General features: G+C 67.5%; 27 protein-coding genes. 12 read left to right on the forward strand and 15 right to left on the reverse strand.

What is annotated here, in order from left to right:
• Positions 1-12 precede the first annotated feature (12 nt).
• Both QA609_RS08745 and QA609_RS08750 read left to right on the forward strand, forming a co-directional pair.
• On the forward strand, positions 13-1,167 hold the full coding sequence (locus QA609_RS08745; protein ID WP_278302211.1) for an FAD-dependent oxidoreductase: 1,155 nt from the start codon (positions 13-15) through the stop codon (positions 1,165-1,167).
• A gap of 377 nt (positions 1,168-1,544) precedes the next feature.
• Complete coding sequence (locus QA609_RS08750; protein WP_278302212.1) at positions 1,545-1,877, forward strand: 2Fe-2S iron-sulfur cluster binding domain-containing protein; 333 nt, start codon at positions 1,545-1,547, stop codon at positions 1,875-1,877.
• Here QA609_RS08750 and QA609_RS08755 read toward each other — a convergent pair.
• The 4 genes from QA609_RS08755 to QA609_RS08770 form a co-directional block, all read right to left on the reverse strand.
• Positions 1,874-3,070, reverse strand: coding sequence for a GNAT family N-acetyltransferase (locus tag QA609_RS08755; RefSeq protein ID WP_278302214.1), 1,197 nt, complete (start codon positions 3,068-3,070; stop codon positions 1,874-1,876). The two genes, QA609_RS08750 and QA609_RS08755, sit on opposite strands and share 4 nt — an antisense overlap.
• 41 nt (positions 3,071-3,111) lie before the next feature.
• Positions 3,112-4,287, reverse strand: a complete 1,176-nt coding sequence (locus QA609_RS08760; protein WP_278302216.1) for an aminotransferase class I/II-fold pyridoxal phosphate-dependent enzyme — start codon at positions 4,285-4,287, stop codon at positions 3,112-3,114.
• Positions 4,284-4,769 (reverse strand): Lrp/AsnC family transcriptional regulator, encoded by a 486-nt coding sequence (locus QA609_RS08765; protein WP_278302218.1) that lies wholly within the window; start codon positions 4,767-4,769, stop codon positions 4,284-4,286. The genes QA609_RS08760 and QA609_RS08765 overlap by 4 nt, the downstream gene beginning before the upstream one ends.
• A 195-nt stretch (positions 4,770-4,964) precedes the next feature.
• On the reverse strand, positions 4,965-5,639 hold the full coding sequence (locus QA609_RS08770; RefSeq protein WP_278302219.1) for a hypothetical protein: 675 nt from the start codon (positions 5,637-5,639) through the stop codon (positions 4,965-4,967).
• A gap of 169 nt (positions 5,640-5,808) precedes the next feature.
• Here QA609_RS08770 and QA609_RS08775 point away from each other — a divergent pair, with 169 nt between their 5' ends.
• Entirely contained in the window at positions 5,809-6,372 is a 564-nt protein-coding gene (locus QA609_RS08775; RefSeq protein ID WP_278302220.1) for a thioredoxin family protein, read from the forward strand.
• A 99-nt stretch (positions 6,373-6,471) separates the two neighbouring features.
• Positions 6,472-7,638 carry a mechanosensitive ion channel domain-containing protein gene (locus QA609_RS08780; RefSeq protein ID WP_278302221.1) on the forward strand — a complete coding sequence of 389 codons (1,167 nt, stop codon included), beginning with the start codon at positions 6,472-6,474 and terminating at the stop codon, positions 7,636-7,638.
• Between the two features lie 116 nt (positions 7,639-7,754).
• On the opposite strand, the gene QA609_RS08785 is transcribed toward QA609_RS08780, so the two are convergent.
• Both QA609_RS08785 and QA609_RS08790 read right to left on the reverse strand, forming a co-directional pair.
• Positions 7,755-8,219 (reverse strand): hypothetical protein, encoded by a 465-nt coding sequence (locus QA609_RS08785; RefSeq protein ID WP_278302222.1) that lies wholly within the window; start codon positions 8,217-8,219, stop codon positions 7,755-7,757.
• A gap of 94 nt (positions 8,220-8,313) precedes the next feature.
• On the reverse strand, positions 8,314-9,405 hold the full coding sequence (locus tag QA609_RS08790) for an NADH:flavin oxidoreductase/NADH oxidase (protein ID WP_278302223.1): 1,092 nt from the start codon (positions 9,403-9,405) through the stop codon (positions 8,314-8,316).
• A gap of 108 nt (positions 9,406-9,513) precedes the next feature.
• Here QA609_RS08790 and QA609_RS08795 point away from each other — a divergent pair, with 108 nt between their 5' ends.
• A complete protein-coding gene (locus tag QA609_RS08795) occupies positions 9,514-10,344 on the forward strand; it encodes a BtpA/SgcQ family protein (RefSeq protein WP_278302224.1) in 831 nt (276 codons plus the stop codon).
• Between the two features lie 15 nt (positions 10,345-10,359).
• Here QA609_RS08795 and QA609_RS08800 read toward each other — a convergent pair whose 3' ends face one another.
• The 6 genes from QA609_RS08800 to QA609_RS08825 form a co-directional block, all read right to left on the reverse strand.
• Complete coding sequence (locus QA609_RS08800) at positions 10,360-11,685, reverse strand: hydroxyacid-oxoacid transhydrogenase (RefSeq protein ID WP_278302225.1); 1,326 nt, start codon at positions 11,683-11,685, stop codon at positions 10,360-10,362.
• Positions 11,682-12,488, reverse strand: coding sequence for an N-acyl homoserine lactonase family protein (locus QA609_RS08805; RefSeq protein WP_278302226.1), 807 nt, complete (start codon positions 12,486-12,488; stop codon positions 11,682-11,684). Before QA609_RS08805 ends, QA609_RS08800 begins: the two co-directional genes overlap by 4 nt.
• Positions 12,489-12,591: 103 nt before the next feature.
• Positions 12,592-13,821 (reverse strand): tripartite tricarboxylate transporter permease, encoded by a 1,230-nt coding sequence (locus tag QA609_RS08810; RefSeq protein WP_278302227.1) that lies wholly within the window; start codon positions 13,819-13,821, stop codon positions 12,592-12,594.
• A 118-nt stretch (positions 13,822-13,939) separates the two neighbouring features.
• Positions 13,940-14,281, reverse strand: coding sequence for a 50S ribosomal protein P1 (gene rpl12p / locus QA609_RS08815; RefSeq protein ID WP_005555396.1), 342 nt, complete (start codon positions 14,279-14,281; stop codon positions 13,940-13,942).
• Positions 14,282-14,300: 19 nt separating this feature from the next.
• Positions 14,301-15,344 carry a 50S ribosomal protein L10 gene (locus QA609_RS08820; protein WP_278302228.1) on the reverse strand — a complete coding sequence of 348 codons (1,044 nt, stop codon included), beginning with the start codon at positions 15,342-15,344 and terminating at the stop codon, positions 14,301-14,303.
• 1 nt (position 15,345) lies between these two features.
• The gene (locus QA609_RS08825; protein ID WP_278302229.1) at positions 15,346-15,978 is read right to left on the reverse strand and encodes a 50S ribosomal protein L1; all 633 of its coding nucleotides are present in this window, start codon (positions 15,976-15,978) and stop codon (positions 15,346-15,348) included.
• A gap of 189 nt (positions 15,979-16,167) precedes the next feature.
• On the opposite strand from QA609_RS08825, the gene QA609_RS08830 reads away from it, so the two are divergent.
• The 7 genes from QA609_RS08830 (at position 16,168) to QA609_RS08860 (ending at position 21,087) form a co-directional block, all read left to right on the forward strand.
• Positions 16,168-16,548: a hypothetical protein gene (locus QA609_RS08830; protein WP_278302230.1), complete on the forward strand. Its 381-nt coding sequence runs from the start codon at positions 16,168-16,170 to the stop codon at positions 16,546-16,548.
• Positions 16,545-17,294: a CDP-alcohol phosphatidyltransferase family protein gene (locus QA609_RS08835; protein ID WP_278302231.1), complete on the forward strand. Its 750-nt coding sequence runs from the start codon at positions 16,545-16,547 to the stop codon at positions 17,292-17,294. The genes QA609_RS08830 and QA609_RS08835 overlap by 4 nt, the downstream gene beginning before the upstream one ends.
• A 103-nt stretch (positions 17,295-17,397) precedes the next feature.
• The gene (locus QA609_RS08840) at positions 17,398-18,411 is read left to right on the forward strand and encodes a zinc-binding alcohol dehydrogenase (RefSeq protein ID WP_278302232.1); all 1,014 of its coding nucleotides are present in this window, start codon (positions 17,398-17,400) and stop codon (positions 18,409-18,411) included.
• Positions 18,412-18,487: 76 nt separating this feature from the next.
• Positions 18,488-18,637: a hypothetical protein gene (locus tag QA609_RS08845; protein WP_278302233.1), complete on the forward strand. Its 150-nt coding sequence runs from the start codon at positions 18,488-18,490 to the stop codon at positions 18,635-18,637.
• Positions 18,638-18,682: 45 nt separating this feature from the next.
• Positions 18,683-19,060 (forward strand): 6-carboxytetrahydropterin synthase, encoded by a 378-nt coding sequence (locus QA609_RS08850; protein ID WP_278302234.1) that lies wholly within the window; start codon positions 18,683-18,685, stop codon positions 19,058-19,060.
• Positions 19,061-20,137, forward strand: coding sequence for a glycosyltransferase family 4 protein (locus tag QA609_RS08855; RefSeq protein WP_278302235.1), 1,077 nt, complete (start codon positions 19,061-19,063; stop codon positions 20,135-20,137).
• The gene (locus QA609_RS08860; protein WP_278302236.1) at positions 20,134-21,087 is read left to right on the forward strand and encodes a class I SAM-dependent methyltransferase; all 954 of its coding nucleotides are present in this window, start codon (positions 20,134-20,136) and stop codon (positions 21,085-21,087) included. The genes QA609_RS08855 and QA609_RS08860 overlap by 4 nt, the downstream gene beginning before the upstream one ends.
• Before the next feature lie 58 nt (positions 21,088-21,145).
• On the opposite strand, the gene QA609_RS08865 is transcribed toward QA609_RS08860, so the two are convergent.
• From QA609_RS08865 to QA609_RS08875, 3 genes are all read right to left on the reverse strand, one after another.
• A complete protein-coding gene (locus QA609_RS08865) occupies positions 21,146-21,622 on the reverse strand; it encodes a 50S ribosomal protein L11 (RefSeq protein WP_278302237.1) in 477 nt (158 codons plus the stop codon).
• 74 nt (positions 21,623-21,696) lie between these two features.
• Positions 21,697-21,999: a divalent-cation tolerance protein CutA gene (gene cutA / locus QA609_RS08870; RefSeq protein WP_278302238.1), complete on the reverse strand. Its 303-nt coding sequence runs from the start codon at positions 21,997-21,999 to the stop codon at positions 21,697-21,699.
• 76 nt (positions 22,000-22,075) lie between these two features.
• Positions 22,076-22,270: an HEWD family protein gene (locus QA609_RS08875; RefSeq protein WP_278302239.1), complete on the reverse strand. Its 195-nt coding sequence runs from the start codon at positions 22,268-22,270 to the stop codon at positions 22,076-22,078.
• Positions 22,271-22,419: the final 149 nt, after the last annotated feature.

The raw sequence follows: 22,419 nt of genomic DNA on the forward strand, positions 1-22,419 counted from the left end.
AACGTACCCCGTATGCGCACTGTCGTCGTCGGTGGTGGGATCGTGGGGCTCTCGAGCGCGCTCGAACTCGCCGAGCGCGGGCTCGAGGTCGTCGTCTGCGAGAAGGGGTCGATCGGGAGCGGCAGCACGGAGCGGGCCGCAGGCGGGATCCGTGCACAGTTCTCGACCCCGACGAACGTCGAGCTCTCGGTCGCGAGCATGGCCGTCTGGAGGGAGTTCGAGGACCGGTTCGGGGTCGACATCGACTACCGGACGAACGGCTACCTGTTTCTCGCGCGCACCGACGAAACCGCCGCGGCCCTCGAGACGGCCGTCGAGATGCAGAACGAGCGAGGGGTGCCGAGCGAGGTGCTCGGGCCCGAGGCCGCCCGCGAGCGCTGTCCGGGGATCGATTCCGACAGGTTCGTCGCGGCGACGTACTCCCCGACCGACGGCTTCGCGGATCCACACCTCGCGTTGCAGGCCTACGCCCGCGCGGCCGCCGACGCGGGCGTCGACGTCAGGACGGGAACGCCCGTCACGGACGTCCTGCGCGAGGACGGGGACGGTCGCGTCGTCGGCGTCGAGACGCCCGACGGCCGTCTCGAGGCCGAGCACGTCGTCAACGCCGCGGGGCCGTGGGCGCGTCGGGTCGCCGCGATGGCCGACGTCGACCTGCCGATCGCGCCCAGGCGCCGCCAGATGGTCGTCGTCGATCCCGAGTCGCCGGTCCCCGAGACCGACCCGCTGACGGTCGACCTCGAGACGGGCACCTACTTCCGACCGGAGCGCGACGGCGAGGCGCTGGTCGGAGGCCACCTCGGGGGACCGGACCCCGACCGGGATCCGGACGGCTACGACCGGGGTATCGACTTCGACTGGGCCGCCGACGTCCTCGAGACCGCTTCCGAGTGGGCGACCTACTTCGGACCCGACTCCCGGATCAAGCAGGGATGGGCGGGGCTGTACGCCGTCACCCCCGACGACAACGCCGTCCTCGAGGAGACGGTCCCCGGCCTGATCACGGCCGCGGGCTTTTCGGGCCATGGCTTCCAGCACGCGCCGGCAACCGGGCAGCTCGTCGCCGAACTGATCGACGACGGCGAGGCCTCGCTGGTCGATATCGGGGCGCTCTCGAGCGACCGGTTCGGGACCGAGCGTGAGCGGATCGAACGGAACGTCGTTTAGGGCAGATAGGGATCGGAACGCTCTCTCTTGCGGTATCGAGCACGTAGGACGGGACGCTCCGAATCACCGTCCTCAGAATCGCCGTGCGATGCTGATGGCGGACGAGAGCGCCGCTCTCGTCAACGCCCGTGAAGACTGCCCTCCCCACCGAAACCACTTCGAGTCCTACGAAGCGCGTTTGTCGAGGGTACCTCGACAGGCTGTCAGACGCGGTCTGACGACGTCTTGGAACCAGGAGGCTCTACTCAAGGAGCGAACGGCGTCAGCCGTGAGCGAGTGGGTGGGGTAACGACGGAAAACGGAACGCCTCGCTGCAGCACCTCCTTCTCGATTCGTCGTCCAGTAGAACCACGTGGTGTGGGAACGTACCGAAACTCATGGCCGAGGGAATTCCGGTGCGGGTCGTCGCCGGAGACGAGGAGACGAGGATCGAGGTCGAACCCGGGATGAACCTCCGGCGGGCGTTGCTCGAGCGCGACTTCCCGGTGTACGGAACGGTCTCGCAGTACGCCAACTGCGGCGGCCGAGGACTCTGTTCGACGTGTACCGTCGAGGTCGATCCCGCACCGGAACCGGTCCACTGGCACGACGCTGCCGCCGTTCGATTCGGCTATCCGCGGCTCTCCTGTTGTATCGAAGTCGAGGAGCCGATGACGGTCAGACTCCTGGAGAAACACGTCTGGGGACAGGTCGTTCCGCGCCGGTTCTAGAAGTGGTGGCCGAGGTAGACGTCGTCCTCGGGGTAGAGCTCCTCGAGCGCCGCCACCGTCTCGGTGGCAGCCTCGAGCCGACCCGTTCGCTCGAGCGCGCTCGCGGATCGCGCGCCGACCGCGAGCTGCGAGAGCGCGCCGATGTCCAGGCTCGCGTCGGGCTCGCCGTCCCGATCGTCGGCTCGCTCGCAGGTCGCCGCTCCGTCGGTCGTCTCGAGGACGAACCGATCGTCGTTCGGGTCGGCCAGCGGGTCCGCGACCTCAATCTCGAGTTCGGCGTCGGCCTCGCTCGCCGTCAGCGCGGGAAGCCCCACGGCGACGTCGACGATCCGGACCATCGGGCCGTTCTCGACGGTCGTCTCGATCTCGTCGGGATCGCGCGCGAGTTCCCGAACGGGGACGGTTTCGGAGACCCGTAGCTCGATGCGCTCGACCTGGGAGTCGTGGTCGGCACAGAAGGCAAACAGCGCGAGCAGCGCTTCGCGATCGACCGCGGCGAGCTCCGAAACGCGCATCGTCCGCACGCCGTCCTCGCGGTCGATCCGGTAGACGAGGTAGCCCGCAGGCTCGCCGTCGCGCTCGTAGACGTAAACGAACGGGTCCGTATCGTGGCCCGCGAAGATCCGGTGGCGCCACCACGCCTCGTCTCTCTCGATCGCCAGTCCCTCCGCGGCGGCGTCGTAGACGGGCTCGAGGACGGGATACTCGTCGGCCGCGAGGCGACGGAACGAGCCGTCGTCGGCGCCTCTGGCGAACGAGAAGACGCCGGGCGGCGCGGCGTGGGTGACGATCCGGTTGGCGGTCTCCCAGCCGTACTTGCGGTAGAAGCGATACTGGAACGGCCAGAGGATCGAGAGGCGGTCGCCACGGTCGCGGTACTCCGCGAGCGAGCCAGCCAGGAGCTCGCGGACGTTTCCCTCGTGGCGGAACTCCGGGGGTGTCGCGACTGACGCCAGCCCGGCCGTCGGATGAGTGTCGCCGCGGACGCGGGCCTCGAGCCAGTAGTGTCGACAAACGGTTCGGGGTCGGTCGTCGCCCTCGGCGAAGATGCCACGACGGGCGCCCCGCGTGTCCCGAACCGTCTCGTGCTCGTCGGGGTCGTACGCTGGAACGCCCCCCTCGGGTCTGAACGCGTAGCTGCGGTACTCGTGGAAGATCTCCCGCTCATCCGGGATCGGACGGTAGTCGGCCATACGAACGACCGCGTCGGCGGCGGAAAAGAAGGTTCTGGAGCTTAGACGTTGTTCTCGACGAACGCCTCGATGCGGGCCAGGGCCTTCCGGAGGTCCTCGAGCCCCGTCGCATACGAGATCCGCAGGTGGCCCTCTCCGCCGGGCCCGAAGACGTCGCCGGGGACGACGGCGACGCCTTCCTCGCGGAGGACTCCCTCGGCGAACTCCTCGGCGGTCCACCCCTCTGGCACCTCGGGGAAGCAGTAGAAGGCACCCTTGGCCTCGAAGACGTCCATTCCGATCTCCCGGAACCGGGAGAGGACGAACCGACGTCGACGATCGTACTGGTCGACCATGTCACGGACGTCGCTCTCGCAGGACTCGAGGGCCTCGAGGGCGGCGTGCTGGGCGGTCGTCGGCGCCGACAGCATCGTGTACTGGTGGATCTTGTTCATCGCACCGATCGCCTCGCTCGGGCCGAGCGCGTACCCCAGCCGGAGCCCGGTCATGGCGTGGGCCTTCGAGAACCCGTTGAATACGACGGTGCGCTCGCGCATCCCGGGCAGGGTCGCGATCGACGTGTGATCGACGCCGTCCTCGCCGTCGCCGCCGTAGGTCAACTCGGCGTAGATCTCGTCGGACAGGACCGTCATGTCGTGCTCGCGGACGAACTCGGCGATCGGCTCGAGATCCTCCTTACGCATGATCGCACCCGTCGGGTTGTTCGGGTAACAGAGCACGAGGACGTCGGCCTCGTCAGCGCCCGCTGCGTCGAGGGCGTCAACGGTGAGCCGGAACTCGTCGGCCTCGGTCGTCGGCACCGACAGCACCTCGCCGCCGGCGAAGATCACGCCGGGCTCGTAGGAGATGTAGGAGGGCTGGGCGACCGCGACGGTGTCGCCAGGGTCGACGAACGCCCGGAACGCCAGGTCGACGGCCTCGCTCGCGCCCGCGGTGACGAGGATCTCCTCGGCGGGGTCGTACTCGAGGTCGAACCGATCGTCGGCGTAGTCGGCGATGGCCTCGCGGAGCTCCCTCGTCCCGCGGTTTGCGGTGTAGGAGGTCCGCCCTCGCTCGAGGGAAGCGATGGCGGCGTCGCGGGCCGCCCACGGCGTCGAGAAGTCGGGCTCGCCGACCCCGAGCGAGATGACGTCGTCGCGCTCCTCGGCGATCTCGAAGAACCGGCGGATACCCGAGGGTGGCACCTCCTGGACCCGCTCGGAGAGTTCGAACGTCATGGCGAGAACGAGAGCCGGTCGTCTTCCTCGCCGTCGCCGAACTCGATCCCGTTCTCCTTGTAGGAGGTCATCACGTAGTGGGTGACCGTCTGGGTGATCTCGGGGACCGGGGCGACCTTCTCGCTGACGAACTGCGAGACCTCCCGGATCGAGTCGCCCTCGACCTCCATGTCGAAGTCGTAGTCCCCGCTGACCAGCCGCAGGGCGGTCACCTCGGGGAACCGTGCGAGGCGCTCTGCGATCTCGCCGTAGCCGGTCTCGCGATCGAGGTGGACGTTGAGTTCGACCTCGGCCCGCACGCGCTCGTCCTCGAGTTTGTCCCAATCGACGACGGCCTGGTAGCCACGAACTACGCCCGCTGCCTCGAGCACCTGGATGGTCTCCTCGACCTCGCGCTCGTCGAGATCGGTCATTCGCGCGATGTCGTCGGCCGAGTACCGCGCGTTCTCACGGAGCAACTCGAGCACCTCGCGTTCGCTCATATCCCTCCCAAGCGCGAGGGCGAAGTAAAACGTTGTCCATCCCCGGTTTTTTGCGTTCGGCGAATCCCGACCGGTTCGGCGGGGTCGTCGCTCTACCGGAATCGTCGTCGTCGAAACGAGTTCCTCACCGCTCGCACTCGAGCGGCCAGGATCGGTCACGCTGGCCGCTGATCCACGAACGGGACGCACCGACTCTCAACGGCTCCGATAGTTCTTGAACAGCAGCGCACGAACGTCGTCTTTCGTCTGGACCGTCTCGACGGAGCCGTCCGGGAGCGTAACCGCGTACCTTGCGTCGCCCGACGACGCCTCCTCCCACTTGTCGGCGTGGGTCCGGAGGAGGTTCATCATCTCGTCTAACATCTCGTCGTCGTCGGCGGTGCCGTCCGTGCCGTCGCCGACCGGTTCGGGGTCGTCGTCACCGTCCGTCCCGTCGTCGAGCGGGTCGGAGTCGTGCCCGTCGTTGGACTCGCCGTCAGCCGGCACGCCTGGCGTTCCCGCGAGCCCGTCGTCAGAGGAAGTACCTGGCCTGTCTGCTCCCCGGTTGGCGACCGGTTCGTCGGCGTCGACGGCGGAGGTCTCTTGGCTCTCGGAGGATTCGGCGTCGCGTCCCTCCTCGACCGACTCCGCCTCGTCGTACGAGACCGTCTGCATGTCCGCGTCGCCGTCGGTGACGTCCTCGCTTACCTCCACGTCGTCGCCCGCGGTTCCGGGCTCGAGCTCGAGCTCGTCGTGGAGGTTGTCGATCAGGAACTGCACGGCGTCGCGTTCTCGGACGTGGCCGTACTTGCCGACGACGTGGTCTCCGATCTCCTCGCGTAGCTGCTGGACGATCGCGTACTGGTCGTCGGTTACCTCGAGTGTCTTCATACCGAACCAGTCATCCCGCTGGTACAAATATATTCCTGGTGGTTCAGTATAGAATACTATAACGTAGGGAACGCGGCGTTCGCGAGAAGACGGTCGGTTCCGGCGCGGCGACGGCGACTCGACGGCAGACGGCGTATCCTATAAGGGCAAATGGCTGTTACGTGCGAGTATGGCACTCCAGTCCGACTCCGAACTCGAGGCCGGCGACACCGCACCCGACTTCGAACTCGAGGGCGCCGACGGCGGGACGCACACCCTCGACGATTTCGCCGATAGCGAGGCCCTGCTGGTCGTCTTCACCTGCAACCACTGTCCGTACGCGGAGGCGAAGTTCGACCTGCTGAACGAGCTGGCCGACGAGTACGACGCGGTCTCGGTCGTCGGGATCAACCCCAACGACGCCGAGGAGTACCCCGAGGACTCCCTCGAGAAGATGCGCGAGTACGTCGACGACGGCCGGATCGCGTACGACGCTTACCTGCGGGACGAGAGCCAGGACGTCGCTCGCGAGTACGGCGCGGTCTGTACGCCGGATCCGTTCCTGTTCAGTCACGAGGATGGCGCCTTCCGGCTGGTCTACCAGGGTCGACTCGACGACGCGTTGAACCCCGAGGACGAGCCGACTCGATTCCATATCCGCGAGGCCATCGAGAGCGTCCTCGCCGACGAGGACGTCGACCTCGAGTGGCAGCCCTCCCAGGGTTGCTCGATCAAGTGGACCGACGACGAGTAGGACCGAACCCGTCGGCGAACGACACGGGACGATTCGATCGCCGTCGGACCACAAGAGCTTCTTGCCCGGATCACCGTTCGTCTGACAGACTCCGTTCGCATGCCCGTCGATCCCACCAGCTTCCCGTCGTCGTTTCCGCTCGAGCTGGTGCTCCAGCCCGACGCCGTCGAGTGGATTCAGGAGACGTACCTCGATACGCTCGGTCCGAAGCTGCTCGCAACGACCCTGCTCGTCATCCTGATCCTGTTCGGCGCCGCGAGCGCCTCCCGTGTCTACGACTCGCTCCGTCGTCGGTACGGGCCGAAGCTCGGCGAGGTAGTGTCGCTTCTTATTCTGGGACTCGTCGTCGCGATCGTCGTCTACAGCTTCAGTGCGATCTGGGAGGTGCTGTTCGTCCTCGAGTTCACCCTCGAGTCGGCGACGATCGACCGGTGGGAGGCCGCCCAGCAGATCACCACGCTCGGGATCGCGGCCACGGCGTATCTGGCGATCCGCTTCGTCAACCGGTCGATCGACGCGCTCGCCGAGAAGAGCGCGGTCACGAAACACCAGAGCGAGGTCGCCCACCACGTCGCCGACGTCGCGATCATCGCCGCGGCGGCGACGGTGATCCTCTCGCTGTGGGGGATCAACCTCACGAACATCTTCCTCGGTGCGGGCGCGATCACGGCGATCGTCGCACTGACCGCCCGCGAGACGCTGGCGGCGATGCTCGCGGGCTTCGTCCTGCTGTTCTCCCGGCCGTTCCACGTCGGCGACTGGATCGAAGTCAACGAGACGACCGGGATCGTCACCGACGTCACCATCTTCACCACCAAGATCCAGACGTTCGACGACAAACACGTCCTCGTCCCCAACGACGAGGTCACGAGCAGCCAGCTAACGAACTACTCGCGGAACAACCAGCTCCGGGTCGAGGTCGAGGTCGGCGTCGACTACGACACCGACGTCTCGCGGGCTCGAGGGATCATCGTCGAGGCCGTCGAGGACTGCGAGATCGTCAAGGACTCGCCGAACCCCCAGGTCGTCACGAAGGCGTTCGGCGACTCCTCGATCCTGCTCGAGTGTCACGTCTGGATCAGCAATCCGACGAAACGCCGCACCCACGACGCCCGTACCGCGGTCATCGAGGCCGTTGCGGACGCGTTCGATCGGGAAGACATCTCGATCCCCTACCCCCATCGCGTTCACTCGCCCCGCGAGGACGGGTTCCGGATCGAGAGCGGCCCTCGCGAGGAAACGGGGCTTTCGACGACCGACGACTGAGATCTCATCCGCTCGCCGTCGGCGGGAGCCGACTGTCTCGAACCGTCCACGTCCGGACCGGTCGATTCGCTCGGAACGATCGAATAGAACGAGCGCCGTGTTTCGTCCGTGGTGGATTACTCGACGCGGATCTCGCCTTCCATACTACCGTGGGGACGACAGCGGTAGGCCGCCATCTCTTCAGTGGCCGTGATCGCGAGGATCTGGTCGTCACCGGGATCGTCAGTGAGGTCGGTCTCGTAGTCCTCGACGACGTCGCCGTCCTCGTCCCAGATCTCGATGTTGTGTCGGCTCCCGTCACCCTCCGGCCAGCCGATTTCGTACTCCTCGCCTTCCTGAAGGATCAACGTCGGGTTCTGTTCCTCCGCGATCGCCTCGGGCTCGAGACCGACCCAGCCGCTCGTTCGTCCCTCGAACAGGATCGTCGTCCCGGGCTCGATCTCGTAGCCGTCGTCGGTCTCCTCAGCGCCGCCGTCGTCATCGTCGTCGTCGCCGTTTCCCCCGAAACAGCCGGCAGTCGTCGTTACGAGAAGGGATGCACCTGCAGCCTTCAGCACCGTTCGCCGTGTCGCTCGCGTCATAACACCTCCTTGGTATCGGAGAAACAGAACGTTGTCGGTGGCGCCCGGAAATCGGGAACGGTCCGATCGGGGTCGGAACTCGAGCCGGCTCGAACTACTCGACGGCCCGCCGGTACTGGATCGGCCAGGACTCGGGCTCGTCCGCCAGTTCGTCGGCGGCCCGGAGCCCGAAGTACGGATCGCGCAGGAACTCCCGACCGACGAGGGCGAGATCCGCGCGGCCGTTCCGAACGATCGCATCGGCCTGCTCGGGTTCGGTGATTCCGCCGACCGCGCCGACGGCGATCCCGGTCTCCGCCCGAATCCGTTCGGCGAGGGGGACCTGGAAGTTCGGCCCGCCGGACGGGTTCTGGTCGGGATGGAGCCCGCCCGAACTGACGTCGATCAGGTCGGCGCCGAGCTCCTCGAGTTCCCCGGCCAGCCGAACGGATTGCTCGAGATCCCACGACGGCCGATCGTCGAGCCAGTCGGTGCCCGAGATCCGAACGAACACGGGCTTGTCGTCGGGCCAGACCTCCCGGACGGCCGCGGTCACCTCGCGGACGAGCCGCGTGCGGTTCTCGAAGCTCCCGCCGTACTCGTCCTCGCGGCGGTTCGTCGCCGGCGAGAGGAACTCGTGGAGCAGATAGCCGTGGGCCGCGTGGACCTCGGCGATCTCGAAGCCGGCCGACAGCGAGCGCTCGGCCGCAGTTCGGTAGGCGTCGATCACGTCCTCGATATCGTCGTGGGTCGCCCTCCGAATTGAGGGGTCGTCGCCATCGAACGGCGGGTAGCCCGAGGGAGAGGGCGAGAGCACCTCCCAGGCCTCGTCGTCCTCCTCGGGTCGGATCGGAACGTTGCCCTCCCAGGGCCGGGTCTTGCTCGCCTTGTGGCCCGCGTGGGCGAGCTGGATCGCAGGCACGCCACCCTGCGAGCGGACGAACTCGGTGATCGGCTCGAGCGCCTCGGCGTGCTCGTCGCTCCAGATCCCCAGGTCGGCGGGCGTGATCCGCCCGCGGGGTTCGACGGCCGTCGCCTCGGTCATCACGATTCCCGCGCCGCCGACGGCGCGGCTGCCGAGGTGGACCCGGTGCCACTCGGTCGCCAGCCCGTCGGGCTCACAGGAGTACTGGCACATCGGCGAGACGGCGAGCCGGTTCGGTACCTCCAGATCGCGCAGCGACAGCGTCGAGAACAGCTCTGACATCGGCTGGAGTTACGCCTCTCGAGGGTTAACCGCCCCGGAGGCCGACGCGCTTGCCGGTGTGAGACGGGAGAACGGACCGCTTATTCCGATCGCGAGACCAGTTTCGGTATGACCAGCGACTTCCTCGAGCGGTTCGACGCCTCCCGTCCCGCCCTCGGGATGGTGCACCTCCTTCCGCTACCCGGCGCACCGGGGTACGACGCGGACGCCGGACGCGAGGCGATCCGCGAGCGAGCGCTCGAGGACGCCCGACGGCTCGAGGCCGGCGGGATCGACGGGATCGTCGTCGAGAACTTCGGGGACGCCCCGTTCTACCCCGAGGACGTGCCGACTCACACCGTGGCGGAGCTGACCGCTATCGCCGCAGCGCTGACCGACGCGGTCGACGTCCCGGTGGGGATCAACGTGCTCCGCAACGACGCCGACGCCGCGCTGTCGGTCGCTGCTGCCGTCGGCGCCGACTTCGTCCGGGTCAACGTCCACGTCGGAACCGCCGCCACGGATCAGGGCGTCCTCGAGGGCCGAGCTCACGAGACCGTGCGTCTCCGCGAGCGGATCGACGCCGACGTCGCCGTCCTCGCGGACGTCCACGTCAAACACGCAGTCCCAGTTGGCGAGGACGACATCCGACGGGCCGCTCTCGAGACCGCCGAGCGGGGCTGTGCCGACGGCGTGATCGTCTCAGGATCCGGGACGGGCACGGAGACGGCCCTCGAGGACGTCGAGCGAGTCGCCGAGACGCTTTCAGAACGCGAGATCGAGGTACCGGTCCTCGTCGGCAGCGGCGTGAACCCGGAGACGGTCGGCGACTGTCTCGCAGCCGGCGCCGACGGCGTCGTCGTCGGTACGGCGCTCAAGGAGGGCGGGGAGACGACGAACCGGGTCTCGAGCGAACGGGTCGAGGAACTCGTCGCGGCTCGAGTGTCGTGGGAACCGTGAGGCAGATCGGAGACGTCACTCCCAGTTGTGCAGCGCGTCCCGGAAGATGTCGGCGGCGTCGTCTTTCGTCACTGGTCGGGGGTTACACCGCAACAGCCGCTGTTGGGTTTCGACCGTCTGATTCGCCAGCCAATCGACATCGTCCTCCGTAACGTCGGCGAGTTCGGCGAGCCCGCTCGGGATGACGTTCAGGTCCTGCTGGAGCCGGACGTACTCCGATCTGGCCAGATCGGCCGCCTCCCGCGTCCCGACGCCGTCGGTGTCGGCGCCGAGCATGTCGGCGACCTCGGCGAACCGTTCGGGATCGCTCGCGGCGTTGTAGCCGAGCGTGCTCGCGGGCGTTAGCACGGCGATCGTCTCGCCGTGATAGGTGTGGTACCGGTTTCCGACGGGGTAGGCCATCGCGTGACAGAGGCTCGCGCCGGCGGTCAGTCCCGCGATCGCGCCGAACAGGGCTCCCCTGAGCATCGCCTCCCGGGCCTCGAGATCGTCCCCGTTGTGGACGGCCGTCCGGACGTTGCTCGACAGCAGTTCGATCGCCTTCTCCGAGAACATCTCGGTGAGTTCGGTTCGGCCGGCGTAGACGGGCCGGGAGTCGGGATCCGAGGCTCGCAGGAGCCCGTCGAACGGATGGGTCGTGTACCCCTCGATGGCGTGGCCCAGCGCGTCCATCGCCGTCTTTCCCGTAACGTCCGGCGGCAGCGTCGTCGTGAACGTCGGATCGAGGAGCGCCGCGTCGGCCCGCACGTGGTTGCTCGAGATCCCCTCCTTGATCTCCTTCTCCTCGACGGAGAGGATGGCGACGGGTGAGATCTCCGCTCCCGTCCCGGCCGTCGTCGGCACGAGCACCAGCGGCGGCCCCGAGTCGGTCAGCGCCTCTCCCTCGCCCGTCGGTTCGGCGATGTAATCGAGTACCTGGCCGCCGTTGGCGATCACCGCCCGGGTCGCCTTCGCCACGTCGATACAGCTCCCGCCGCCGAAGCCGACGTAGAAGTCGTACCCCGCCTCGCCCTCGTTCTCGCGGACGAACTCGATACAGCCGTCGACGTTCTCGATCGAGGGCTCGCGTTCCGCGCCGTCCCAGACGGTGACGTCGTAACCCGCGTCCTCGAGGTGATCCGTCACTCGATCGACGTGGCCGATCTCGACCAGGTCCTCGTCGGTGACGACGAGACCGTGGGGATCGTCGTCGGTGTCGACGCCGAGATCCGTCAGCTGGAACGCCAGCTCCTCGATTGCGTCGCGACCACACCGAATCTGTGGCATCTGGAGGTGCCAGACGGTTTCCGGCCGGAGTTCGTGCTCGGGAGCGGAGACCGAGCGCTCATAACCCGTCGTCATCGTCCCCAGCCGTCCTCGATCTCGGCGAACTGATCCGAGTCGTGCCCGTAGACGACCGCCGCGTCGTGACGGCGCTCGATCTCCTTGATCCGCTGGAGGCTGTCGAACCACTCGGTCTTCCCCCAGAGCAGGCCGGCGCCCAGCGGCGCCTCGTCCTCGTAGTTCGGCGCCTGGTACACCTGATCGCCGGTGAAGACGATCGTTCCCTCGTCGTCGAGGTGGATCACGGTTCCGGTCAGCCCCGGCGTATGACCCGGGAGCCGGACGAACTCGACGTCCTCGAAGTGCTGCTCGCTGTCGCGGTGGAGGACCTGCCAGTTCAGGTCGTGATCGAAGTCCTCGAGGATGTACGCGCTGCTGCCCTCGTCCGTTTTGGCGCTGTAGTAGGCGAACTTGAGCTCCCGCTCGTGGACGTAGACCGGGACGTCGGTACCGTCGAAGAACTCGAGGCCCCCGGCGTGGTCCAGGTGCAGGTGGGTCTGGAAGACTGCGTCGATGTCGTCGAGGTCGTAGCCGGCCTCCTCGAGGTCGTCGTCGAGGCGGTGCTCGTGTGCGTCGTAGGGGTAAAACGCCTGTGTGAGCCCCTCGGGCCAGTGGCCGTTCAGCGCGTCGTGGTGTGAGCCGGTGTCCCAGAGGATCGTCCCCTCCGGATGGTCGATGACGAGGTTCCAGACCGGAATCTCATCGTAGTCGAGGTCCGGGTTCGGCTCGTCGTGACTGGCGAGCGTCTGTCCCTCGATCATGTAGTTCTGGTCGCACTCGAGTCCACCGCGGTACAGGACGTCGATAGTAGCATCAACCATGAGCGTTCGAGTCGTACGACACCATACCTAACTATTAATAACTTACATAGCCGGAAACGTACCTGGTCGACGGTTCGACGTTACGTCGCACCGTTGCTGACCGTTAGACGCCGAGCATCAGCGGACCGATCAGCACCCCCATCAGGTGGACCCGTCTGGCCCGGAGCCGAACGGGGACCATCCCGATCGCCGCTGCGACGACGAAGACCAGGATCCCGAGAAGGCCGGTGAAGAGATAGGAGAGAACGACCAGCAGGCCGAGAACCGCCGCCGAGATCTTCCAGTACTCCGTCTGGCCGACGAGCTCGAGATAGGCATCACCGGCCGTGATCACGACGACGAAGCCGATCACGCCGGCGATGAGCACCCCCGACAGCAGGACGGGAAGCTCGAGGGGCGCGCCGACATTCTCGAAGGCGACCATCACGCCAGTTCGGGGCTGACCGATCGCGAGCAGGGCAAACAGTGCGAAGATCGTGTTCGCGGTGTCGACTCCGCTGGTGGCGACGATGTACCCCCGATCGCCCGCGTCGCCGGGGACGAACACGAGCACTGCGACGGCGGCGATCGCGGCGGAGATCCCCGGCAGGTAGCCGACGACTGCGCCCGCGACGGCGCCGGCGACCGCGGTCGCGCCGACGAGCCAGCGCGGCATCGCGATCGTCGCCGACTCCTGGGGCGGGATCCCGCTGCCCCGGATCGCGTCGATCAGCACGGGCGCGCCGAACAGCCCCGCGAACAGCGGCGCGAGTGTGCCTCCAGCCTCGAGGGGTGCGTCCGGCGAGAGGTCGAGCGTCGCCGCCCCGAGGAGCGCCGCGAGCGTAAAGGAGAGCGCGCCGCCGGCTCGTCCGCGCCAGGTTCGCTCGGAGGCGATCAGCGCGACGACGATCGCCGCGAGCAGCACCGAGAGGTTGCTCCTGATCGTCGGGTACGCCGCGGTCACGCCCCAGGTGATCGGTACCGCGAGCGGAATCGCGACGAGCACGGCGAGCAGACTCCCCAGCGCCGAGAGGCGGATCGCCTCGTACCCTCGCCCCGCGAGCACCATCCGGTGGCCCGGCAGCGCGGTGACGGCCATCTCGGCGTCGGGAACGCCGAGCGCCATCGCGGGCACGGCGTTCAGAAAGGTGTGGACGACGCCGGCCGCGAGCATCCCCGCGCCGACGAACAGCGGCGGCCCGGGAACCGCGGGGGCGATCCCGGCGAGCAACAGCGCGAAGTTGTTGGCGTGGAGTCCGGGCACGAGCCCGCTCAGCGTGCCCAGCGCCGAGCCGGCGAGGATCCAGGCGAGCAGGTGTAGCGCCAGCCCCGGATCTCCGACGAGCTCGACCATCGCCGTCGTTGGCCCCGGCTTCGGATTTAAACTCGAGTATCGATCGGATACGCGGAGCTACCGCTGTACGTTGGTCGCGCAAAAAATACGGGATCGGTCGAAATCGTCGCGTCGCGACTTAGCCGAAGAGCTCGCCGAGGCCCTCGCCGCCGGCTTCCTCGTCTTCGTCGTCGTCGTCGTCTTCTTCTTCCGCTTCGGCCTCGTCGGCCTCGTCGGCTTCCTCGTCGGCTGCGCCCTCGTCGGCTGCAGCGCCACCCGCGGCGGCGCCGCCAGCGGCGGGGACGGCAGCGGCTTCCGAAACCGCGTCGTCGATGTCGACGTCCTCGAGCGCGGCGACGAGCGCCTTGACACGGGACTCCTCGACGTCGACGCCGGCGGCGTCGAGCACGTTCGTCAGGTTGTCTTCGTTGATCTCTTCGTCCGTCTCGTTCAGGATGAGTGCAGCGTAAACGTATTCCATTGTAGTTACCTCGAGTTAGTTATCCGAACATCGCGCCGAGCCCTTCGCCGCCACCGCCGTCCTCGTCGTTGTCATCGTCGTCGGTGTCGGCCTCGTCGGCCTCGGCTTCCTGGTCGTCTGCCGATTCGTCGTCCTCGTCCGCGTCGTCAGCCGACGCGGACTCGGCGGGTGCCTCGACGCCCTGCAGTTCCTCGGGCAGGGCCTCCTCGTCGTCGATCTGGGCCGCGAGCGCGCGAAGCTGCGCGTCGGCCTTGCCGACGAGGTCGGGCATGAGCGCTTCGTCCTCGATCGCGGCCTGCAGGCCGAGGCTCTTGGCCTCGCCCGTGGCCTTGGCGATGAGGGTCGGCGCCGTCGCCTCGGTCGGGTAGCTCGCGTTGATCGAGAGGTTCCGGGCGCCGGCGGCCGCCGCCTGGATGTCGCTCTCGTAGGCCTCGACGTCGATGTCGAGGTCCTCGGGGTCGAAGAGGGTACCCTCGGCCACGACGGCGCGAAGGTCGAGCCCGACTTCCTTGGGCTCGATACCCAGCTCGTTGAGGACGTTCGCGAGGTCGGCGGTAACCTCCTCGCCGGCCTCGAGGACGGTCGAGTCCTCCATGACCTTGATCGAGCCGTCCTGGATCCGGGCGTTTGCGCCGACGCTCTGGAGCTCGCCGACGAACGGCCCCGGATCGACACCGGTGTCCCCTTCGGGGATCACGATGTCGTTGGGCGCGACCTCGCCCTCGTTGATCGGGGCGGGGGTCTTCGACGCCTCGAGCTCCTTGTAGAGCGCGAACGGGTTGTCGTTCGTGCCGACGAGTCCGACCTGTCCCTCGATGTGTTCGACGAGGTCATCGAGGTCGGCCTCCTCGAGCGCGCGGACCTGCAGGGTGTTACGGCTCACCCGCAACTCGGCGGTGCCGTGCAGGTCACGGCGCATGTCCTGGAGCTGCTTGCTCGGGATGCCGGCGATGCCGACGATGCCGACGCTCTCGTAGCTCTCGATGAGGTCGCTGAGCTCGCCGACTTCCTCTTTCTTCCACTGGGGAAGGTTCTGGGTCTTGCGTTCGGCCTCCGCGCTCATTTTAGGCCACCTCCACGGACGGGCCCATCGTCGTCTTCACGAAGACGGAGTCGATGTTCTGGGGACCCTTCTCGAGGTCGGCGTGCAGGCGCCGGAGGATCACGTCGATGTTGTCCGAGATGTCCTCGGCGTCCATATCCTCGGCACCGACACGCGTGTGGAACGTGCGGCGGTCCCGGGAACGGATCTGCACGGTGTTTTTGAGCCGGTTGACGGTCTCGACGACGTCGTCGTCGGGACCGAGCGGGTCCGGCATCTTCCCTCGAGGACCCAGGACGGTACCCAGGTGTCGAGCGATATCTTGCATCATCGCTTCCTCGGCGATGAAGAACTGAGTCTCGTCCGCGAGGTCTTTGGCCTCGTCGTCGTCCAGATCGGCCACGTCGCTCTCCGAGAGTACCTCGTCCGCGACCTCCTCGGCGCGGACTGCGGTCTCGCCCTCGGCGATGACGACGATCTTGGTCTCTTGGCCGGTTCCGGACGGCAGGACGACCGACTCATCGACACGGTTCGACGGTTCGTTCAGGTCGAGATCGCGCAGGTTAATCGCGAGGTCGACCGTCTCGGTGAAGTTCCGATCGGGTGCGTCCTCGAGTGCGCGAGTGACTGCTGTTTGAATATCCGAATCTGCCATCGTTCACCTCCGTAGTACGCAGGAGTGCTCCTACGGGTCAGTGAAACAGGCTGCGCCTGTCTCTGTTGAACGAAGTGGGATGTCGGACTTAAACCCGTCGAACTGTCTTGCCCGTGTGTCTCCGGCCCGTAGCCGGGCGACGAGCCCGCGTGCCGAAAGGGGTTTTTCTCCGCTTCCGGTACGTTCGGTATGGCCGACCCCGCCGCCGACCTCGAGTTCGAGTCGCTCACGCCGACCCACTGGGCGGCGATCGGGCTGGCGGCGGTCACCGCCGCGGTCCACCTGCTCCTCGGTCTCTCCTTTCTGCCCCACTGGATGGGTGTGGCCTTCCTGGTCGCGACCGCGGGGTTCCTGCTGGGTATCTGGCTCGTCCTCGCCGACCACCGACGGCGTCTCGTCTATCTCGTCGGGATCCCGTTCATCGGCGCTCAGATCGTCCTCTGGTACGTCCTCAACGAGCCGACCGGGCTCGCCGACGTCACGGTCGCCGGCGCGGTCGACAAGGTCGCACAGGCGCTGTTGATCGTCGCGCTCGTCGTTCTGCTGATCCGCGGGGACCGAGAGCCGTGACGACCGATCCCCTCGAGCGACGACGCCCGACGGTCCCCCAGTGGGGACGGGCCACGGCAGGCTGTGTCACGTCCGCGCTCCTCGCGCTGTTCGCCCTCGAGACGGTCTGGCCCGGCGGGCCGACGATCGCCTTTCTGGGGGTCGTCGCGGGCGTTCTCGTCCTCGAGTCCGCACTGTTGTTCCGGACGATCGACCGCGCCAGCGCCCGGTCGCTTACATCCGCGACGTGGGTGACCCTGGCACGCGGCGGGGCGGTCGCGGTTCTGGCCGGCTTCCTCGTCGTCCCGATACCCGACGGCCCCGTCGCGTGGGCGCCGGCGGTCCTCTTCGCGCTGGCGGCCGGGCTCGACGCCGTCGACGGTCTCATCGCGCGGGCGACCGACTCGACGACCGAACTCGGGGCGCGACTCGACGTCGAGATGGACGGACTGGTCGTCCTCGTCGGCTCGGTCGTCGCCGTCGTCGCCGACGCGGTTCCGATCGCGTTCCTCGCCGTAGGTGCGGCCCGGTACCTGTTCGTACTGGGCTCGTGGTGGCGACGGCGACGCGGTCGGCGGGTTCTCGAGTTACCGCCCAGCCGGGTGCGGCGCCCGCTCGGGGCGCTGGCGATGGCGACCGTCTCGCTCGCGCTGGCACCGGTTCCCGGCCGAACGATCTCTTACACGGTCGCCGCGGTCGTAACGGTGCCGTTCCTCGCGAATTTCTGTCGGGACTGGCTCGCCGTCTGTGGCTACGACGTGCCGTAGCACGGACAACGACCAAGTACCTCCCCGCGGAACCGTTCCGTACAGTGATCTCTCTCCCCGACAGACCGGACGCCGTCGTCTGGGCCGACGACGGGAGGGCCGGATGAACGCGCGTCGGCTCCGCTTTACTGCACCCCGATCGGTCGCCGTCCGAACCGAGCCGGTTCCGGAACCCGGCCCCGAGGAGGTGCGGGTCCGGACGACCGTCTCGGCGATCAGCGCCGGCACCGAGGGGCTGCTCTACCGGGGCGAGGCCCCGTCCGATCTCGAGGCCGACGCCGAACTCGACGCCCTCGACGGTGATCTCTCCTACCCCCTCTCGTACGGCTACGCCGCCGTCGGCACCGTGACTGCCGTCGGCGACCGCGTCGACGATGACTGGCTCGATCGCCAGGTGTTCGCGTACAACCCCCACGAGAGCCACTTCTGTCGCTCCCCCGACGAACTACTTCCGGTACCCGAGACGGTCGACTCCCGCGAGGCCGCGCTCTTTGCGACCCTCGAGACGGCGGCCACATTCGTCCTCGACGGCCGGCCGCTGCTGGGCGAGCGGGTGGCCGTGTTCGGACAGGGGGTCGTCGGCCTCCTGACGACGGCGCTGCTCGCCCGCTTCCCCCTCGAGGAACTCGTCGTCTTCGACCGGTACGAGCGACGGCGCGAGCTCGCGACGGCGCTCGGCGCGGATCGAGCGCTCGACCCGGATGAAGACGATGTCGCCGAGCGGTTCGCCGAGCTCGCCGGCGGACGGGCGGATCTCACCTACGAGCTGTCGGGCAACCCCGACGCGCTCGACGACGCGATCTCGACGACGGGGTTCGACGGCCGGGTCCTCGTCGGGTCGTGGTACGGGACGAAGCCGGCGACGGTCGATCTCGGCGGCCGTTTCCACCGCAACCGGATCGACCTCCGGAGCAGCCAGGTGAGCACCATCGCGCCCGATCTCTCCGGACGATGGGACCGAGACCGCCGCCACGAGACGACCTGGGACCGCCTCCGGGAGCTCGAGCTCTCCGGACTGATAACTCACGAGTTTCCGCTCGAGGACGCCGACGAGGCCTACGAGCGCCTCGAGAACTGTCCCGGGTCGACGATCCAAGTGCTGTTGACGTACGAGTGAGCGCTCCGTTCAATTCTACGCGAACGTGTATGTACGCAAGCCTGTAGTTGATCTTGATGGGTTACGAGAACGGCGTATGGACCGAGAGATCAGAGCAAGCTGTCCGAGCTGCGAGTCCGGAACAGCGGGTGAGATCGAGAAACACCGGAACGGAGCGCAGGTGACGGCGACGATGACCTGTGCCGACTGCGGGAACGAGTGGTCGAGAAGCCTGCGGCGCGAGTAGGCGTCCGGCACAGCAGTTTACACGACCCCGCTCGTAGGTCGTGGCATGTACGCCGTCTCCGTCGACCGGTCGCTCGTCGCCCAACACTACCTGACCGTCCCCGATCCGGGTCCGGAGGGAGAGCCCCACTCCCATCACTTTAGGGTCGAGGCGACCTTTCGGGGGCCGGAGCTGAACCGCTTCGAATACCTCGTCGACATCGACGCGGTGACGGCCGCGATGGACGCGGTCGCCGACCGCTACCGTGACGAGCTGCTCAACGACCTACCGGAGTTCGAGGACGCGAACCCGAGCGCCGAGCGGTTCGCCCGCGCGTTCGGGGACCGTCTGCTCGACGAGCTCGAGCCCGAGGGCGCGACCGAGCTCCGTATCGAAATCGCCGAGGACGACGTGGCCCGCGTCGCCCACGAGCGGTCGCTGTAGATGGAGGTCGGACTCGTCGTCCCCGACGACCTCGAGACGACCTCCGGCGGCTACCGGTACGATCGCCGGCTCGTCGCCGAACTCCGGGCTCTGGGAGACGACGTCGAGGTGATCGTCCTCTCGACCGTGCCCGACGACGACGTTCGCGCCCGACTCGACCGTCCGTTCGACGTTCTGTTACAGGACGAACTCTGCTACGACCAACTCGTCGACTGCAGTTCGAGTCCCGAGTCGCCCGAACTCGTCGTCTCGCTCGTCCACAACCTCCAGTCCGACGACCCCTCGCTCGCAAGTCGGAAGCGAGAACGGATCCGCGAGCGCGAGCGACGCTACCTCGAGACCGTCGACGCGGCCGTCTGTACGAGCGCCCACACCCGGAACCGGGTCGCCGAGTCGGTCGACCTGCCGACGACGGTCGCCCCTCCGGCGGGTCGCCACGAGACGCTCCCGGTCGATCGCTCGGCGGTCGTCGCCCGCGTGAGAGAGGGTCCGCTGCGGATCGCGTTCGTCGGAAACCTCGTTCCCCGAAAGGGTCTCGAGGCACTGCTCGAGGCGGTTTCCCGGCTCGAGGGTGATTGGGAGCTGACCGTGGTCGGCGGCGAGGCCGATCCGGAGTACGCGACGCGGATACGCGACCGGGTCGAATCGCTCGAGGTCGACGACCGGGTCGAGTTCGCTGGCCGCGTTCCAGAGAATGCTCTCGAGTCGATCTACGAACGGAGCCACGTGCTCGCGGTCCCCTCCCGACACGAGGCGTTCGGCATGGTCTACCTCGAGGGAATGGAGTACGGCGCCGTCCCGATCGCCAGCCGGAACGGGGGTTCGAGCGAGTTCGTCGCCGACGGTGAGAACGGCTTTCTCGTCGCGCCCGAAGCCCCCGACCGAATCGCGGCCCGTCTCGAGGAACTCGCCGCCGACCGGGACCGGCTCGCGAGTCTCGGTGCCCGAGCGCTCGAGACCGCGGACGCCCACCCCTGGTGGACCGAGACGGCGACGACGGTTCGGTCGTTCCTGCGACGCGGGCTCGAGGAGGAGTTCGAGTCGACCGGTGCCGAGAGCGGGGAGGCGAGCCCGTGACCGACCAGCGAACGTATCTCGAGGTGAAGCGAACCGTCGACGATCGGGCGCTGAACCGACGGGTGCTCGAGCGGTTCGTCGAGGGGCTCGACGCGCGCTCGAGTCCGGTCCGGATCGTCGAGATCGGCGCCGGGATCGGCACGATGATCGCCCGGCTGGCGGCGTGGGACTGCCTTCCGGACGAGGTCGCCTACCGCGCCGTCGACCGGGACGCCGAAAGCGTTCGATACGCACGCGAGCGCGTCCCTGAGTGGCTCGAAGACGCGGGCTACGCGGTCGAACGACTCGAGGACGATCGGGGAGGGACGACGCTGCTCGCTCGATCGGGCGGGCAGCGACTCGAGGTCACGCTCGAGGTCGCCGACGGATTCGAGATCGAGGACCGGGCCGACGCCGTGATCGCGTCGGCGGTGCTGGATATCGTCGACCTCGAGCGGGCGGTCCCGGCGATCGAGGCGCTGCTCGAGCCCGACGGGCTGCTGTACGCCCCGATCACGTTCGACGGCGGGACGACGTTCGCGCCGCCGGACCCGGCCGACGACCGGATCGAGCGCCGCTACCACCACCACATGGACGCCGTGCGATCGGCGGGCGGAAGTCGGGTCGGCCGCGAGCTGCTGTGGCGACTTCCCGACGCCGGCTGGTCAGTGCTTGAGGCCGGCGGCTCGGACTGGGTGGTTCGGCCCCGCGCCGAGGGAGCGAGAGCAGGGACGGAGACAGAGACAGAGATGGAGTATCCCGACGGAGAACGGTCGTTCCTCGAGGGTCTGCTCGAGACGATCGACGGCGCGCTCGCCGAACTCGAGACCGACGAGCGCGAATCCGGGATCGGCGACCTCGAGCCTGCCGAGCGACGACGGTGGCTCGAGCGGCGTCGGAACGAACTCGAGAGCGGAGAACTGGTGTTCGTGGCGCACAACCTGGACGTCCTCGCGCGTCCGCCCGAGTAACGAACGGAGCCGACGCTACGGAGCGTCCACGAAGAACCGCAAAACGAATCCGAGCGACTTACGCCGACAGCGCGTCGTCGTACTCGCCGGCGTCGACCTTCTCCTTGAACTCGCGGGCGTCGTCGCCCTCGATGGTGACACCCATCGAGGCACAGGTGCCGACGACCTCTTTCGCGGCGTTTCGCGTGTCGTAGGCGAGCAGGTCGGGGTGTTTCTGCTCGGCGATCGTCTTCACCTGATCGATCGAGAGGTCGGCGACGAAGTCCTTCTGGGGTTCGCCGCTGCCGGTGTCGAAGCCGGCCTCGTCTTTGACCAGCGCGGCCGTCGGCGGGACGCCGACGTCGATCTCGAAGGAGCCGTCGTCGTCGTAGTCGACGGTGACGGGTACTTCGGTGCCGTCGAACGCTTCGGTCTGGTCGTTGATCTCCTGTACGACCGCCTGCACGTCGACGGGGGTCGGTCCGAGCTCGGGACCGAGCGGTGGGCCAGGGTTGGCCTGGCCACCCGGAACGAGCACTTCGATGGTTCCAGCCATACCCGTCACAACCCGTGCGCGAGTTTTAAGGATTGCTTTTTCGGGTAGTCGAGCCTGTCACCGACTGGCGCACGCTACTCGACGCTGTCGGCGCGCCACTCGGCGAACGACTCGAGGACGTCGGCCTCGTCGAACCGCTCGATACAGGGGACGTCGTAGGGATGCAACTCCCGAACGCGGTCGACGAGGTCGTCGTAGGCGTCGTCGGTCGTCTTGGCGAGCAACACTGCTTCTTCGTCGCGGTGGATCTCGCCCTCCCACCGATACGTGGAGGTCGTCGACAGCTCGTTGACGCAGGCGGCTAGTCGTTCCTCGAGCAGCGTTTCGGCGATTTCGTCGGCCGCCTCGGGCGGCGCCGTAACGTAGACGGTCGGCATGCTCGCGAGTACGTCGGTGACGGACAAAAGCGTGGTCGATCGGCGAGACGGCCGGACGAGGGGGATCGAGGCGCCCTCAGCTGTCGCCGTTTCCGACGACCGGATTGAACGTTCCGGTGATATCCCACTCGTGAATACAGTGGGGGTTGCCGACCAGTTTTTCCCCGTCCTCGAGACCCAGCTGCCACGCTCCGAGGTCTTCGTCCCATCGTTCTGCTCGTTCGCACGCCTCGCATACTCGCATCGTCGGTTTCCGTACCTGTGCGTTCATTACCGGGTGTGCGAACTCGACGCACATAACGGTGTCTCTGCGCGGCAATTGCTGCCACTTGCTTCGAACTCGAACGGTACCGGCGCCGTGACGGTACGAGGCGCGTAACTATACGACTGAGGCAAGTCAACACGGGATAGTGCGAGCGG

It is taken from the genome of Natronococcus sp. A-GB7 (assembly GCF_029688865.1).
GTDB lineage: Archaea > Halobacteriota > Halobacteria > Halobacteriales > Natrialbaceae > Natronococcus.

Coding starts and splice junctions, on each gene's coding strand:
- QA609_RS08745 (WP_278302211.1), top strand. CDS start 13: ATGCGCACTGTCGTCGTCGGTGGTGGGATCGTGGGGCTCTCGAGCGCG.
- QA609_RS08750 (WP_278302212.1), top strand. CDS start 1,545: ATGGCCGAGGGAATTCCGGTGCGGGTCGTCGCCGGAGACGAGGAGACG.
- QA609_RS08755 (WP_278302214.1), bottom strand. CDS start 3,070: ATGGCCGACTACCGTCCGATCCCGGATGAGCGGGAGATCTTCCACGAG.
- QA609_RS08760 (WP_278302216.1), bottom strand. CDS start 4,287: ATGACGTTCGAACTCTCCGAGCGGGTCCAGGAGGTGCCACCCTCGGGT.
- QA609_RS08765 (WP_278302218.1), bottom strand. CDS start 4,769: ATGAGCGAACGCGAGGTGCTCGAGTTGCTCCGTGAGAACGCGCGGTAC.
- QA609_RS08770 (WP_278302219.1), bottom strand. CDS start 5,639: ATGAAGACACTCGAGGTAACCGACGACCAGTACGCGATCGTCCAGCAG.
- QA609_RS08775 (WP_278302220.1), top strand. CDS start 5,809: ATGGCACTCCAGTCCGACTCCGAACTCGAGGCCGGCGACACCGCACCC.
- QA609_RS08780 (WP_278302221.1), top strand. CDS start 6,472: ATGCCCGTCGATCCCACCAGCTTCCCGTCGTCGTTTCCGCTCGAGCTG.
- QA609_RS08785 (WP_278302222.1), bottom strand. CDS start 8,219: ATGACGCGAGCGACACGGCGAACGGTGCTGAAGGCTGCAGGTGCATCC.
- QA609_RS08790 (WP_278302223.1), bottom strand. CDS start 9,405: ATGTCAGAGCTGTTCTCGACGCTGTCGCTGCGCGATCTGGAGGTACCG.
- QA609_RS08795 (WP_278302224.1), top strand. CDS start 9,514: ATGACCAGCGACTTCCTCGAGCGGTTCGACGCCTCCCGTCCCGCCCTC.
- QA609_RS08800 (WP_278302225.1), bottom strand. CDS start 11,685: ATGACGACGGGTTATGAGCGCTCGGTCTCCGCTCCCGAGCACGAACTC.
- QA609_RS08805 (WP_278302226.1), bottom strand. CDS start 12,488: ATGGTTGATGCTACTATCGACGTCCTGTACCGCGGTGGACTCGAGTGC.
- QA609_RS08810 (WP_278302227.1), bottom strand. CDS start 13,821: ATGGTCGAGCTCGTCGGAGATCCGGGGCTGGCGCTACACCTGCTCGCC.
- rpl12p (WP_005555396.1), bottom strand. CDS start 14,281: ATGGAATACGTTTACGCTGCACTCATCCTGAACGAGACGGACGAAGAG.
- QA609_RS08820 (WP_278302228.1), bottom strand. CDS start 15,344: ATGAGCGCGGAGGCCGAACGCAAGACCCAGAACCTTCCCCAGTGGAAG.
- QA609_RS08825 (WP_278302229.1), bottom strand. CDS start 15,978: ATGGCAGATTCGGATATTCAAACAGCAGTCACTCGCGCACTCGAGGAC.
- QA609_RS08830 (WP_278302230.1), top strand. CDS start 16,168: ATGGCCGACCCCGCCGCCGACCTCGAGTTCGAGTCGCTCACGCCGACC.
- QA609_RS08840 (WP_278302232.1), top strand. CDS start 17,398: ATGAACGCGCGTCGGCTCCGCTTTACTGCACCCCGATCGGTCGCCGTC.
- QA609_RS08845 (WP_278302233.1), top strand. CDS start 18,488: ATGGACCGAGAGATCAGAGCAAGCTGTCCGAGCTGCGAGTCCGGAACA.
- QA609_RS08850 (WP_278302234.1), top strand. CDS start 18,683: ATGTACGCCGTCTCCGTCGACCGGTCGCTCGTCGCCCAACACTACCTG.
- QA609_RS08855 (WP_278302235.1), top strand. CDS start 19,061: ATGGAGGTCGGACTCGTCGTCCCCGACGACCTCGAGACGACCTCCGGC.
- QA609_RS08865 (WP_278302237.1), bottom strand. CDS start 21,622: ATGGCTGGAACCATCGAAGTGCTCGTTCCGGGTGGCCAGGCCAACCCT.
- cutA (WP_278302238.1), bottom strand. CDS start 21,999: ATGCCGACCGTCTACGTTACGGCGCCGCCCGAGGCGGCCGACGAAATC.
- QA609_RS08875 (WP_278302239.1), bottom strand. CDS start 22,270: ATGAACGCACAGGTACGGAAACCGACGATGCGAGTATGCGAGGCGTGC.